Genomic DNA, 12,373 nt, shown 5'->3' with positions numbered 1-12,373 from the left:
CGAAGGTGGCACCCGGGCCCGCGTGCGTGGAATACGAGTGACCTGGCAGGCCCTGCGGCGCGACGTGTCGGCCGCTGCGGGCGCGGCGCGGCGGGCCTGGGCGGGACCCGGCCGGGAACGGGACCTGGCGGTCCAGGCGGTGAAGGCGGCGCTGGCCGCGTGGGTGGCCTGGGCGGTGGCGGGCTGGTGGCTGAAGGCGCCGGTGGCGTTCGTCGCGCCGTGGGTCGCGGTGGTGCTGGTGGAATCGACCGTGTACCGGTCGATCGCGCACGGTCTGCAACAGCTCGCGGCCATCGCGACCGGCACGATCGCGGCCACGGCGGTCGGGCTGCTGCTGCCCAGCCCGGTGGCCGCGATGGCGGTGGTACTGCCCCTGGCGATGCTGCTGGGCCGCTGGCCGCGGCTGGGCAGCCAGGGCGTCTACGCGGCCACCGGCGCCCTGTTCGTCCTGACGGGCGGGCCGGTCGCCGTCGGCACCTCCGCGGCCCGGCTCGCCGAGGCCCTGTTCGGAGCGGTGGTCGGCATCGCGGTCAACGCGCTCGTCCGGCCGCCGCTGTATCTGCGCGACACCGAGGCGGCGCTCCGGGACGCGGTGGCGGAGACGGACGGCATCCTGCGGGACGTCGCGGACGGGCTGACCACGGGCCGCTGGGACGCGGCGGAGGCCGGCGAGTGGCACGACCGGGCCCTCAGGCTGCCGCGGCTGGTGGAGCAGGCCCGCTCGGCGGTGGAGTGGAGCCGGGAGAGCCTGCGCGCGAACCCGCGCCGCCGCACCGGCGCCGTACCGCCGGGCGAGGGGTGCGAGGACGCGCTGGCGGCCCTGGACTACGCGGCCGTGTACACCGCGGAGGTGACCCGCACGGTGCTGGAGACCGCCGCCGAGGACCGTCCGGCGCCCCGGCCGCACCCCGCGCTCGCCCGGCGGTACGCGCAGTTCCTGTGCCGGACCGCCCGCGCGCTACGACTCTACGGCCACAGCCGGTTCGGCGACGCCCGGGAGGACGAGCTGCGCGAGGCCGTGGCCGACCTGCGCGGCACGCTCACCGTGCTGCGCCGGGACCTGGCCCGCGCCACGACCGACGACCCCGACGAGGTCGCCACCTACGGCGCCCTGCTCGCCCAGGCCCACCGGCTGACCGACCAGCTGCTCCCTTCGGGCGCCTAGGGCCTGTCTGGCGCCGTGCGCGAGGTGCGACCTCGAACCGGGCGGGGCCGGCAGCGCACTCCCCTCCCCCGCCGCCGCGCCGGGCGCCGGGGGCCGAGTGTGGTGTCCGTCCGGGCTCGCGGCCGGGCGGCGCGGCGGACCTCCGGTTCCACCGGGCCGGGGCCGCGGTCCGGGACGACCGTCGCGCCGGTGAGGGCGTCGATGCCGCCCCGGCGAGCAGGACGTCGCACCGGGCCGGGTGCGGGCGGCGGCACGCGCCCGGCGGCCGTCAGGGGTGCGCGGGCCGGCCGGAGTGCCGGTCGCCGACGATGGCGAGGCCGGCGCGCGCCTCGGCCCGGGTCATCCGTTCCCCGGGCGGCAGCCCGGGCAGGGGCGTCGCCCGGCCGGACGGCGAGCCGGTGCACCGGGGAGACCAGCCGGCCGGCGGATCTCGGCGTGCGGCACGCGCCGGGCCTAACCGGCGAGGTCGGAGCCCGGCGGCGGCGAGCCCGGCTCCCACTCCATCATCACGATCGTGGCGTCGTCCCGGAGCCGGCTGTCCTGGGAGTCCAGCAGCGAGTGGATCAGGCGCCTGAGCGTCTCGGGCGCGATCTCGCCGGTGGCGCTGGCCCGGATGACGTAGTCCGCGAACCTCTCCAGGCCGAGGAGCCGGCCGTCGGCCGTGCGCGCCTCGGTGACGCCGTCGGTGTAGAGCAGCACCCGGTCCCCGGGCTGGAGCTGGGCGGTGTGCGCCCGGCGGATCCGCTCGGACAACAGGGACCGCAGGCCCATGGGCGGGTCGGCCTCGCGGGACAGCGCGTCGGCGATCAGCCGCTGGCCGCGGATCAGCAGCGGCGCGGGATGGCCGCAGTTGAACCACTCCAGCCTGCCGGTGCGGAAGTCGAGCCGGGCGAGGATGCCGGTGCAGAACTGGTCCGGCAGCCACTGGGTGAGCGCCTCGTCCACGCTGTCCACCAGGTCGCGCAGGTCGGCGTCGTTGCGCCGGGCGTTGCGGCAGGCGGCCAGGGCGACCGCGCTGGTCAGCCCGGAGAGCAGGTTGTGCCCCATGGCGTCCAGGACGACGGCGTGCAGGCTGTCGGTGGTCAGGGCGTGGTCGAAGGCGTCGCCGCCGAGGTCGTAGGCGGGTTCGAGGACGGCCGTGGAGACGACGTGGGGGTTGCCGATGGTACGCGGCGGCAGGAAGGCGCGCAGCATCTCGGCGGGCAGGTGCATCTCCCGGGTGCGGGTCCGCCGTACGAAGGTCTCCTTGTACGCCCGTTTCGAGGAGGTCATCATCGCGAGCAGGGCGGCCATCGCCCGGCCCTGGCGCAGGGTCGCCGCGGTGAGCGTCCCGGTGTGGACGGCGAGGACGCCGAGCCGTTCGGCGCCGTCGAGGAGAGGGAACCAGGCCGTCATGCCGTCCCGCTCGGACTCCTCGACGCGCAGCGACTGGGTGCGGTAGCACCAGCCGGCGAGCGACGTGTCGATGGGCAGGGCCGCGGTGACGTCGGTGAGCGGCACGAGGTGCCGCTGCTGGAGGTCGGCGAGGTAGACGACGGCGTGCCGGAGGCCCAGGGCCTTCGCGCAGCGGGCGACGGCGGTCGCCATGTCCAGGGTGCAGGTGGTGGGGTCGGCGAGGAAGTCCTCCAGCGGGGCACCGCCCGGGTCTGCGGTCACCTCTGCATCACCACCCCGGCACCGGTCGTCTTCCCAGCAGTCTCGCCTCGGGACACGCTCGCCGCAGTGCCGGTACGCCCGCCCGGGTCAGGCCGCCCGGCCTCCGGGTACCCGCCGGAGCGGGCCGGGCACACCCGCCCGGGTCCCCGGCCCCCTCCCCCGCCGGCCCGGGTTACGGCAGGCGCTCCAGGAAGGCGGCCAGTTCGGCGTCGAAGGCGTCCGGGTTCTCCATGTTCGGGTAGTGGGCGGCGCCCGGCACGGTGACGCCGCGGCCGTCCGGGACGAGGTCCACGAGCCGGGCGGCCATGGCGTGGTGGTCCGGGGAGTCCAGGGCGCCGTTGATGGTGATCAGCGGCACCTCGATGCCCGGGGCGCGCTCCCAGGTGCGGGTGACGGGGACCGTGTGGTCGGGCTCGTCGGGCGTGTGCTTGCGCAGCGTGGCCAGCCCCATCTCCCGTACCAGGCGCACCACGCCGGGGTCGACCTCGGACAGCTCCCGGTCCGGGCCCGCCGCCCACAGCGCGAACGCGTCGGCCCAGCCCTCCAGGTCGCCCGCGGCCAGGCTCGCCTGCTGCTCGGCGATGACCTTGAGCACCCACGGGTGCTCGAACACGGGCTCGCTGGTGCCCACTCCGCTGACGGCGACCGCGCGGACCAGCTCGGGGTGCTCCAGCGCGCAGTCGGTGGCGGTGCCCCCGCCCATCGACAGCCCGACGAGGACGGCGGGCGCGGCGTCGAGCCCCCGGAGCAGCGCGGCGAGGTCGTCGGCCGGGCGGAACGGACGGGTGGCGTTGTCGGAGGCGCCGTGGCCGCGGGCGTCCCAGGCGATGACCCGGTGGGTCGGCGCGAAGGCCCGGATCTGCGCCTCCCACATGCGGTGGTCGGTGAAGCCGCCGTGCAGCAGGACGAGGGGCGTTCCGGAGCCGGCCTCGCGGTAGGCGAGGCGGCCGTCGGAGGTCGGCAGGAAGCGGACGGGAAGGGATGCCAGATCGACAGTCATGACAACCAAGGTGTCATTCCTTGCGCGAGTTGGCAACCAAGGTGTCATCCTGGAGGCATGAACGACCCCCGCACCGCTCCCGCCCGGCCCTCCCAGGACGCCCTGGCCGAACGCCTCACCGAGGTCTTCGACCTGGTCGGCCCGCTCTACCGGCGGGTGCACCGCAAGGTGGAGCAGGCGGCACCGGTCGAGGGCCTCTCGGTCGGTGTGCGCGCCGTGCTCGATCTGCTGCGCGCCCGGGGCCCGATGACGGTGCCGCAGATGGGCCGGGCCCAGGCGCTCAGCCGGCAGTTCGTGCAGCGCATGGTGAACGACGCGGCCCGGCAGGGCCTGGTGGAGAGCGTGCCCAACCCCGCGCACCGCCGGTCGTCGCTGATCCGGCTCACCGGGCCGGGCCGGGACGCGATCGGCGCGGTACGGGCCCGCGAGCACGAGTTGCTGCGCCGCGTCGACGCCGACCTGACCATGGCCGACGTCGACGCCTGTCTGCGGGTGCTCGGCGCGATGCACGCCTTGTTCGACGACGTGGAGGTGGACTGAACCCGGCCCGGACGCTCAGCCGGTGGCGAACTCGCGCAGCTTGTCCTGGGAGCCGTTGAAGCGGTCGTGGTCGCCGACCGCCGGGCCCGAGGAGGTGTACTGCCACATGGTGTACGACGACCAGCCGGCCGGCAGCGTGCCCACCGTCGCGGCGTAGCGCGCGATCCACAGCGGGTTGACCGATCCGAAGCCGGCGTAGTTCCCGGTGCACTCCGACCACCAGCTGGTGGCGGTGTAGACGACCGCCGCCCGGCCGGTGCGGGACTTGTAGCGGTTCAGGAAGTCGCGGATCCAGGTGACCATGCCGCTCGCCGACTTGCCGTAGCAGGCGTCGCCGTACGGGTTCCACTCGATGTCCAGGACGCCCGGGAGGGTCTTGCCGTCGGCCGACCAGCCGCCTCCGTGCGCCAGGAAGTAGTCGGCCTGGGCGGCGCCGCCGGCCGTGTCCGGGGTCGCGAAGTGGTAGGCGCCGCGGACCATGCCGACGTCGAAGGAGCCGTCGTACTGCTGGGTGAAGTAGGGGTTGGTGTAGTACGTCCCCTCGGTGGCCTTGGTGTACGCCCAGCGGACGCCGCTGTTCCACAGCGACCGCCAGTCGACGTCGCCCTGGTGGCTGGAGACGTCCACGCCCTCGGTCTGGGTGGCGCGGGAGTCCGGGGGCGGGGTGCCGGAGGCGCCGTCGTGGGCGAGGACGCCGATGCCCATGTAGGCGCTGCCGCGGGCGAGCGGGTTCGCGGTCGGGTCGGGCTCCGCCGACGCGGCCGGAGGGCCGGAGAGGAACAGGACGAGGACGGTCAGGGCGCCGGTGAGGCACCGGCGGGACCATCCGCAAGGACGGAATATGGGGCTTCGCACGAGTCCATCTGAACCGGCGCCGGCGCGCACCGCACCCCGGACTGCGCCCAACGACGCCGTCCGCGGCCGGTCTGTAGCCCATGCGGGTGGCCGTCGTCCTCCGATGCGGTGACGGGCCGGCAGGAAGCGGGGGTCAGGCCGGACGGAGCGTCATGAACACGGCCCGCAGCCGGCTGTCGTCCGGGCCCGGCCAGCCGCTCGCGACGTGACCGAGGGCGTCCGGCTGCGGCAGCGGCTGCTCGCCGGCGACGGGCTCGGGGACGCGGTGGACGTGGAGGACCGTGCCGCCCGGCAGGGGCAGGTGCGTGCCGTCGGCGTCGTCGGCCGGCTCGGGCATGCGGCCGTCCAGGCTCGGCGGGGCGACGGCGCAGGAGCGGCCGACCTCGTGGTCGGGGGTGTCGGTGACGCTCTGGGACATCGCCTGGGCCCGGCCCCCGATCAGCGCCAGCAGCTCGGTGACCAGCACCGGGTCGTGGCAGCCGTCGTAGACCCAGCGCGTGCCCAGCACCCCGTGCTCCAAGGTGCCGACGAGGCCGTGCTCCGCGCCCTCCAGCGGCGCCCCCCGGTACGTGAGCGGCACCAGGTATGCCGTCCGCTCCGGGCCCGCGCTGTCGGTGACCACGACGAACTCGATGCCGACCTCGCCCTCGGGGTCGTCCAGCCGGAAACCGCCGGACCTCTCCAGGACCGGGACGGGGCCGCCGCGGTACCACGGGCGGCCGGGCAGCCAGCCGGCGATCAGTTCGGTCTTGGTCGGCTTGAGGGTGGTGTGATGGATGACGGCCATGCCGGTCGCTGCCTCCCGTGCGCGGATGCTGGTCCTCTCAGCCTTGCACACCGTTTCCGCCGGTCAGCGCCGGGGTCAACGCGGCCCAGGGATTGGGGGGTTCGCCGGTCACCGGGCCGCACACCGCCGCGCCCCGCTCGTGCGCGGTGCGCACCGCGAGCGGGACGAGAACCTCGGGAACGCCGTAGACCAGATGGCACAGCCGCTCGGGCGGGTGCCGGGCGGTCCGGGCCGGCCGGGTGAACGACGACACGTACGTGCTCCAGTGCCCCTCGAAGGTGACGGTGAGGTCGGCGAGGCGGACATAGCCGGGGGCCGGGTGCACGCCGGGGTTGAGCACGACGGTCCCGGTGCCCGACCGCCGCAGGTCCCGCACCAGCCGGCGGCAGGCGGGCACGCCGTCCGGGCCGGCGGTCACCCGGTCCAGGAAGCAGCCGTCGGTCGCGTACCACTCCCGGTGCCGGCGCGCCTCGTCGGCGAGGTCGGCCCGGTCCCGGACGCCGTAGTCGGTGTCGACGTAGCCGAGCAGGCGGGCCCCGGCCGCGCGCAGCGCCCGGGCGACCGCCGTGAACGCGGGGTCGGGGGCGGTGCCGGGGCCGCTCGCCGGGTTGAGGACGACCGCGTAGGTGCGGTCCGCCGCCGCGATCAGCCGGTGCCAGGCGCCGGGGTCGTCGGCCGGATGCACGTACAGCGGCACCAGCAGGCTCACGGCACCCGCTCCAGGGTGGCCGCCCACAGCGCGGCGAGGGCGTCGTCCAGGCTGTGCGCCGGCCGCCAGTCGAGGGCCCGGGCGGCGGCGGAGATGTCCGAGCACTGCCAGGACACCCGCGCCGAGCGCGCCGAGCCGTCCGCGCCCTCCTCCAGCCGGCCCCGGAACCCCGCGTGCCGGGCCAGGCCGTGCGCCAGTTCCCGCACCGGTACGGCCCTGCCGCCGCCGATGTTGAGCACCCGGGGCGGCGCGGCGGGGGCCGTGACGGCGCGCTCGACCGCGCGGGCCACGTCGCGTACGTCGACGAAGTCGCGGTGGGCGGAGAGGTCCCCGAGGCGCAGTACGGCCTGCGGGTCCCGGCCGGCCGGGCGGAGCAGGGCGGCCAGCCGGCCGGGCAGGCTCGCCGCGGGCGCTCCCGGGCCGACCGGGTTGCCGATCCGCAGCACCACCGCGTCCAGGGCGGCCGAGGCCACCGCGACGGTGCCCGCCAGCTTGGTCGCGCCGTACGGGGTGACCGGGCAGGCGGGGGACGCCTCGGTGACCCGCACGCCCGGGGTGCCCGGCCCGTACTCGGCGGCCGACCCGAGGTGCACCAGGCGGGCCGCGGGGGCCGCGGCGCACAGGGCCGCGCAGAGTGCGGCGGGGCCGCGGGCGTTGACCTCGGCCAGGGTGACGGGGTCGCCGCCGGTGGCGCCCGCGCAGTTGACCACGGCGTCGGGGGCCGCGGCCGCCAGGGTCTCGGCGAGCCGTTCCGGCCGGTCACGGGCGAGGTCGGCGGCGAAAGCGGCGCCGGCCGAGCGGCCGGCGGCGAGGACCTGCGCGCCCGGCAGGGCGCGCAGTCGCTCCGCCACATGGCGGCCCAGGTATCCGGTGCCGCCGAGGACGAGAATGCGCATGCGGTACTCAGGCTCCCTTGAGCAGCAGGGACTTGCGGCTGGTGAACTCGGCGTTGGCCCGGTCGTAGTCGTCGGGGCGGCCGATGTCCAGCCAGTACCCGTCGAAATCGTAGGCGTACGGCGGGTTCTGGGCGCGCAGCAGGTCCAGGACGAGTTCGTCGAAGCCGAGCGGCAGACCGGGCGTGTAGCCGTCCAGGGTGGCGCGGCTGAGGCCGTAGACGCCCATGGAGACCCGGTAGTCCATGCTCGGTTTCTCGGTGAACGCGACGACCCGGCTGGCGTCCGTGGTGAGCACACCGAAGTCGATGTGCACCTTGCGGGCGTAGGTGGCGATGGTGAGCGGCGCGCCGGAGTCCCGGTGGCGGCGCAGTACGTCGGAGTAGTCGAGGTCGGTGAGGATGTCGCCGTTCATCACCAGGAAGTCCTCGGGCAGCCGGTCTCTGAGGCCCAGCAGCGGGCCCATGGTGCCGAGCGGGCTCTCCTCGGTGGCGTAGTCGACGGTCATGCCCCACTGGGAGCCGTCGCCGACGTAGGCGCGGATGATCTCGCCGAGGTGGCCGATCGCGAGGGTGCAGCGGGTGAACCCCGCGGCCGACAGCTGGCGCAGCACGATCTCCAGGATGGCGTGCTGGTCGCCGATCGGGACGAGCGGCTTGGGCAGCGCGGTGGTGTAGGGCCGCAGCCGGACGCCCTTGCCTCCGGCCAGGATCACTGCGTGCATGGGGCTCCTCCTTCGTGGGGCGATGCCGTGCGGACGGGGTCAGATGTTGTAGATGCCGGTCTTGTAGCGGGCCAGGTTGGCCGGGTCGCGGAAGAACTCCACGGTGTGGGCGAGGCCCTGCTCCAGGGTGTGGGCGGGCTGCCAGCCGGTGGCCCGGGTGAGCCGGGTGGCGTCGCAGACCAGCCGCATCACCTCGGAGTTCGCGGGCCGGACGCGGGCGGGGTCCGCGCGGACGTCGAGGTCGGTGTCCATCACCTTGCCGATCAGCGCGACCAGGTCGCCGACGGAGATCTCGCCGCCGGTGCCGGCGTTGAAGGTGCGGCCGACGACCTGTCCGGCGGGGGCGGTGCCGACGGCGAGGAAGGCCCGCGCGGTGTCCTTGACGAAGGTGAAGTCCCGGGTGGGCCGCAGATCGCCGAGGGTGAGGGTGCGCTCCCCTGCCGCGACCTGGCCGATGACGGTGGGGATGACGGCGCGCATGGACTGCCGGGGCCCGAAGGTGTTGAACGGCCGCAGGGTGACGACGGGGGTGCCGAAGCTGGCGTGGTAGCTGTCGGCGAGCCGGTCCCCGCCGGCCTTCGAAGCGGCGTACGGGGACTGCGTGTTGATGGGGTGGTCCTCGGTGATCGGCACGGTCCGCGCGGTGCCGTAGGTCTCGCTGGTGGAGGTGTGCACCAGCCGGGGCGTGCCGAGGGCGCGCACCGCCTCCAGCACGTTGAGGGTGCCGGTGACGTTGGTCTCCACGTAACTGTGCGGCGCCTGGTAGGAGTACGGGATCGCGATGAGGGCGGCCAGGTGGTAGGCGACGTCGGCGCCGTCGAGCAGGGCGCGGACCGAGCCGGGGTCGCGGACGTCGCCGAGGACGATCTCCACCTGGTCCAGCACGTCGGGCGCGAGGGTCTCCAGCCAGCCGTAGGAGGAGAAGGAGTTGTACTGGGCCATGGCTCTGACCCGGTGTCCGGAGGCGACCAGGGCCTCGGTGAGGTGGGAGCCGATGAAGCCCTCGGCTCCGGTGACGGCGGCGAGCGGTAGGGAGGTCAACTGCGGTGTCCTTCCGGTGGGTCGGTGCGGGCGGGGACGGTGTCAGACGTGCCGGGCGGGGCGGCCGAGCAGCAGCAGCGCGTACGTCACCAGACCGAGGACGGCGGCGGCGCAGCACAGCGGCAGGAGAGCGGGGACGGCCGGCGGCCGGAGCCGTGGGACCAGGCCGGCCACCGCGGCGGCGGCCAGGCAGATCACGGCCGGCGGCCAGGCGGTCCCGAACGCCTGGAGGAGCAGCGCGGTCCACAGGGTGGCCGCGAGGAGCAGCAGGGTGACCGGGGCGGCGCCGGTCAGCCGGGCGGCGGGCAGCAGCGGCAGCAGATAGGCGCCCAGGCAGCCGGCGAGGACGGCGGCGGAGCGCAGCAGGAAGCCGGCCGGGGTGGCGGTGGCGCGCAGCGCGGCCACGGACAGGCCCCGGTAGCGGTACAGCAGCCATTCGGCGGGGCCCATGCTGACCGTCAGCACGATCACCGCGTACGGCTCGTGCCGCCCTTCCAGCAGCACCAGCACCCCGGCGGCCAGCCCGAACAGTCCGTACGGCAGGGACCAGCGCAGCCGGGGCCGGGCGCCGGCGGCGGCGGCCGGGACGGCGAGGGCCCCGCGCAGGACGTGGCCGGTGACGGCGAGGGTGGCCAGCAGGGCCAGCAGCGGCAGCCCGGCGCGCACCGCCGGGCCGGGCTCCCACCAGGGCAGGACGGCGGTGCCCGCGATCAGCGGGGTCAGCGCGGCGAGCAGCAGCCGCTCGCGGGCCAGGGCGCGCAGCACGCCGGCCGCCGCGAGATACAGCGACTGGGCCGCCGCCGCGAGCAGGACGGGGCCGTGGCCGGCGAGCGGGGCCGCGGCGGCGGTGGCGAGGGCGGCGCCGAGCGGGGCGCCGGCCAGCAGGGTGCGGGCGGCCTCCCGGCGGCCGGTGGCCAGCCGCAGGTGGGTGCGGTGGCCGAGGGCCTGGCCCCAGGCCCAGGAGACCAGGCCGGCGAGGACGGGCGCGGCGGTGTGCCGGCCGGGGTGCCACAGCGGCGCGGTGAGCAGGTAGGCGAGGCCCGGCAGGGCGAACAGCACCCCGCGCAGCAGGCAGCGGAGGGTGTCCGGGCGCCAGGGGTCGGCGGCGGGCGCGGGTTCGGGGTAGGTGCGCGGCACCTGTTCGTAGAGGGCGGTGGCGAGGGAGAAGAGGTTCGGATGGCCGTAGCGCTGTCTGATCTGTTCGGCGGTCAGGCCCTCGGCCTCCAGCAGGGCGGCGACCTCGTAGGGGTGGACGGCGGGGCCGATGCGGTCGGCGAGGTCGGCGGCCAGCCGGCTCACCGCCTCCGGGTCGCTCGCGTGGCCGGGCAGCCGCAGGGCCAGGGTGTGGTCGTCGCCGCGGAGGGGCGGGCGGGCGAGCCGCAGGGCGAGGGTGTCTTGTTCGGCGCCGCCCGGTTCGAGCGCCATGGGCCCGCTCATCCGGCCAGGCTCCCCGCGGCGGCCCCGAGGTGCTGCCCGCGCGCGGCCGGTTCGGTGAACGGCCGGGCATGGTGCGGTAGTTCGAGGTAGATGGAGCGGAAGGTGTCGATGGTCTGGCGCAGCGTGAACTGTTCGATCACCCTCAGCCGGGCCGCCTCGCCCATCGCGCGGCGGCGCCCGGCGTCGCCGAGCAGCTCGAGGGCCGCCGCCGCCATACGGTCGGGGTCGCGCGGCGGGACGACGAGGCCGGTGTCGCCGACGGCCTCGCGGACGCCGCCGACGTCGGTGGAGACGGTGGCCCGGCCGCAGGACATGGCCTCGATGAGGGTGAACGGGAAGCCCTCGCTGATGCTGGAGAGCATCACCACGTTCCCGGCCGCGTAGGCGTCCTTGATGTCGTCGACCCGGCCCTCGAAGGTGACGGCGTCGGCGTGGCCCAGGTCGGCGGCGAGTGCCTCGCAGCGTTCCCGGTACGCCTCCCCGCCGCGGGGGGTGCCGCCGAAGAGGCGCAGGCGCGCCTCGGGTATCTCCTTGCGGACCAGGGCGAAGGCGCGGATGAGGGTCTCCAGGTCCTTGATGGGGTCGACCCGGCCGGCCCAGCTGAGGGTGGGCGTCCGCGGTTCCGGGCCGGCGGGCGGGAAGGCGGCCGGGTCCACGCCGTTGTAGACGGTGCGGATGGACCGGGGGTCGGCGCCGCCCTGTTCCTCCCACAGCCGGTTGTAGCGGTTGCCGGGGGTGATCAGGGCGGCCCGCCGGTAGCTCTCCTCGGCCAGCAGCCGGAAGAAGCCGAGGACGACGGCCTTCACCGGCCAGCGGTAAGGGGCGGTGCGATAGCCGAGGTAACGTTCCCGCAGGTAGACGCCGTGCTCGGTGAGCAGCAAGGGCACCTGGTAACGCTCCAGGCCGGCGAGGCCGGGCAGGACGGCCACCCCGCCGCTGACCGCGTGGGCCACACCGTGCCGGGGCGGCGGCGCGGCGAGCGGACGCAGGGCGTGTTCCAGCAGGGTGGTGGCGGTGAGCGCGTCGTGCAGGGTGGGCCGGGCCTCCCGGACGGGGAGTCCGGGGCGGTTCCACACCCCGGCGAGCAGGGAGACGGCCCGGTCGCCGCGCAGGAACGGGCTGAGCGCGCCCTCGGCGGCGGCCCGGGCGAGGCTGTACAGCGCGGCCGGGAACCGCTCCTCGGCCCGCGGGTCGAGCAGCGCGGTCAGGAAGTGTTCGTAGGCGTCGGCGAGCCGGGCGAGGGCCCGGCCCCGGGGCGGGCGGCCCTCGGGCGGGGCGCCCCACATGGGCACGGACAGCACGCTGTGGACGTGGCCGGGCAGTTCCCATACGACGGGTTCGCGTCCGGTGCCGGTGACGGCGATGACGTCGAAGTCGAGGTCGGGCATGCCCTGGACGAGCTGGTCGCACCAGACGCTGACGCCGCCGTGGCTGTGCGGGTAGGTGCCTTCGGTGAGGAGGGTGACGTGCGCGGCGCCGGTGCGGCGCGCGCCGTGCTGAACGTGCATCGATGGGACTCCACGGCCGAGGTGTGGGGTGGTCGTGCGGTCCCGTCCCGCCGGTGGG

At 75.7% G+C, this 12,373-nt stretch carries 12 protein-coding genes; 2 read left to right on the top strand and 10 right to left on the bottom strand.

The features are described 5' to 3' along the window. Positions 1-22 precede the first annotated feature (22 nt). Positions 23-1,165, top strand: a complete 1,143-nt coding sequence (locus SCK26_RS34485) for an FUSC family protein (protein WP_412080807.1) — start codon at positions 23-25, stop codon at positions 1,163-1,165. A gap of 453 nt (positions 1,166-1,618) precedes the next feature. Here SCK26_RS34485 and SCK26_RS34480 read toward each other — a convergent pair whose 3' ends face one another. Both SCK26_RS34480 and SCK26_RS34475 read right to left on the bottom strand, forming a co-directional pair. Then, positions 1,619-2,821, bottom strand: a complete 1,203-nt coding sequence (locus tag SCK26_RS34480; protein WP_318205291.1) for a PP2C family protein-serine/threonine phosphatase — start codon at positions 2,819-2,821, stop codon at positions 1,619-1,621. A 172-nt stretch (positions 2,822-2,993) separates the two neighbouring features. Beyond that, positions 2,994-3,821, bottom strand: a complete 828-nt coding sequence (locus tag SCK26_RS34475) for an alpha/beta fold hydrolase (protein ID WP_318205290.1) — start codon at positions 3,819-3,821, stop codon at positions 2,994-2,996. A gap of 57 nt (positions 3,822-3,878) precedes the next feature. Here SCK26_RS34475 and SCK26_RS34470 point away from each other — a divergent pair, with 57 nt between their 5' ends. Continuing rightward, the gene (locus SCK26_RS34470) at positions 3,879-4,361 is read left to right on the top strand and encodes a MarR family winged helix-turn-helix transcriptional regulator (protein ID WP_318205289.1); all 483 of its coding nucleotides are present in this window, start codon (positions 3,879-3,881) and stop codon (positions 4,359-4,361) included. A 15-nt stretch (positions 4,362-4,376) separates the two neighbouring features. Here SCK26_RS34470 and SCK26_RS34465 read toward each other — a convergent pair whose 3' ends face one another. The 8 genes from SCK26_RS34465 to pelF all read right to left on the bottom strand — a co-directional run bounded on the left by SCK26_RS34465 (position 4,377) and on the right by pelF (position 12,315). Beyond that, positions 4,377-5,216, bottom strand: a complete 840-nt coding sequence (locus SCK26_RS34465) for a lysozyme (protein ID WP_318205288.1) — start codon at positions 5,214-5,216, stop codon at positions 4,377-4,379. Between the two features lie 133 nt (positions 5,217-5,349). Continuing rightward, complete coding sequence (locus SCK26_RS34460; RefSeq protein ID WP_318205287.1) at positions 5,350-6,003, bottom strand: maltokinase N-terminal cap-like domain-containing protein; 654 nt, start codon at positions 6,001-6,003, stop codon at positions 5,350-5,352. 37 nt (positions 6,004-6,040) lie between these two features. After that, complete coding sequence (locus SCK26_RS34455; protein WP_318205286.1) at positions 6,041-6,712, bottom strand: spherulation-specific family 4 protein; 672 nt, start codon at positions 6,710-6,712, stop codon at positions 6,041-6,043. Next, the gene (locus SCK26_RS34450) at positions 6,709-7,608 is read right to left on the bottom strand and encodes an NAD-dependent epimerase/dehydratase family protein (RefSeq protein WP_318205285.1); all 900 of its coding nucleotides are present in this window, start codon (positions 7,606-7,608) and stop codon (positions 6,709-6,711) included. Before SCK26_RS34450 ends, SCK26_RS34455 begins: the two co-directional genes overlap by 4 nt. 7 nt (positions 7,609-7,615) lie before the next feature. Further along, the gene (locus tag SCK26_RS34445; RefSeq protein ID WP_318205284.1) at positions 7,616-8,329 is read right to left on the bottom strand and encodes a nucleotidyltransferase family protein; all 714 of its coding nucleotides are present in this window, start codon (positions 8,327-8,329) and stop codon (positions 7,616-7,618) included. Positions 8,330-8,368: 39 nt separating this feature from the next. Beyond that, positions 8,369-9,370: a GDP-mannose 4,6-dehydratase gene (locus SCK26_RS34440; protein ID WP_318205283.1), complete on the bottom strand. Its 1,002-nt coding sequence runs from the start codon at positions 9,368-9,370 to the stop codon at positions 8,369-8,371. Positions 9,371-9,412: 42 nt separating this feature from the next. Next, positions 9,413-10,807 carry a hypothetical protein gene (locus tag SCK26_RS34435; RefSeq protein WP_318205282.1) on the bottom strand — a complete coding sequence of 465 codons (1,395 nt, stop codon included), beginning with the start codon at positions 10,805-10,807 and terminating at the stop codon, positions 9,413-9,415. After that, positions 10,804-12,315 carry a GT4 family glycosyltransferase PelF gene (pelF, locus tag SCK26_RS34430; protein ID WP_318205281.1) on the bottom strand — a complete coding sequence of 504 codons (1,512 nt, stop codon included), beginning with the start codon at positions 12,313-12,315 and terminating at the stop codon, positions 10,804-10,806. Before pelF ends, SCK26_RS34435 begins: the two co-directional genes overlap by 4 nt. Positions 12,316-12,373: the final 58 nt, after the last annotated feature.

This window comes from Streptomyces sp. SCL15-4 (assembly GCF_033366695.1).
Lineage (GTDB): Bacteria > Actinomycetota > Actinomycetes > Streptomycetales > Streptomycetaceae > Streptomyces.
This window is presented reverse-complemented; position numbering and strand designations above follow the sequence as displayed.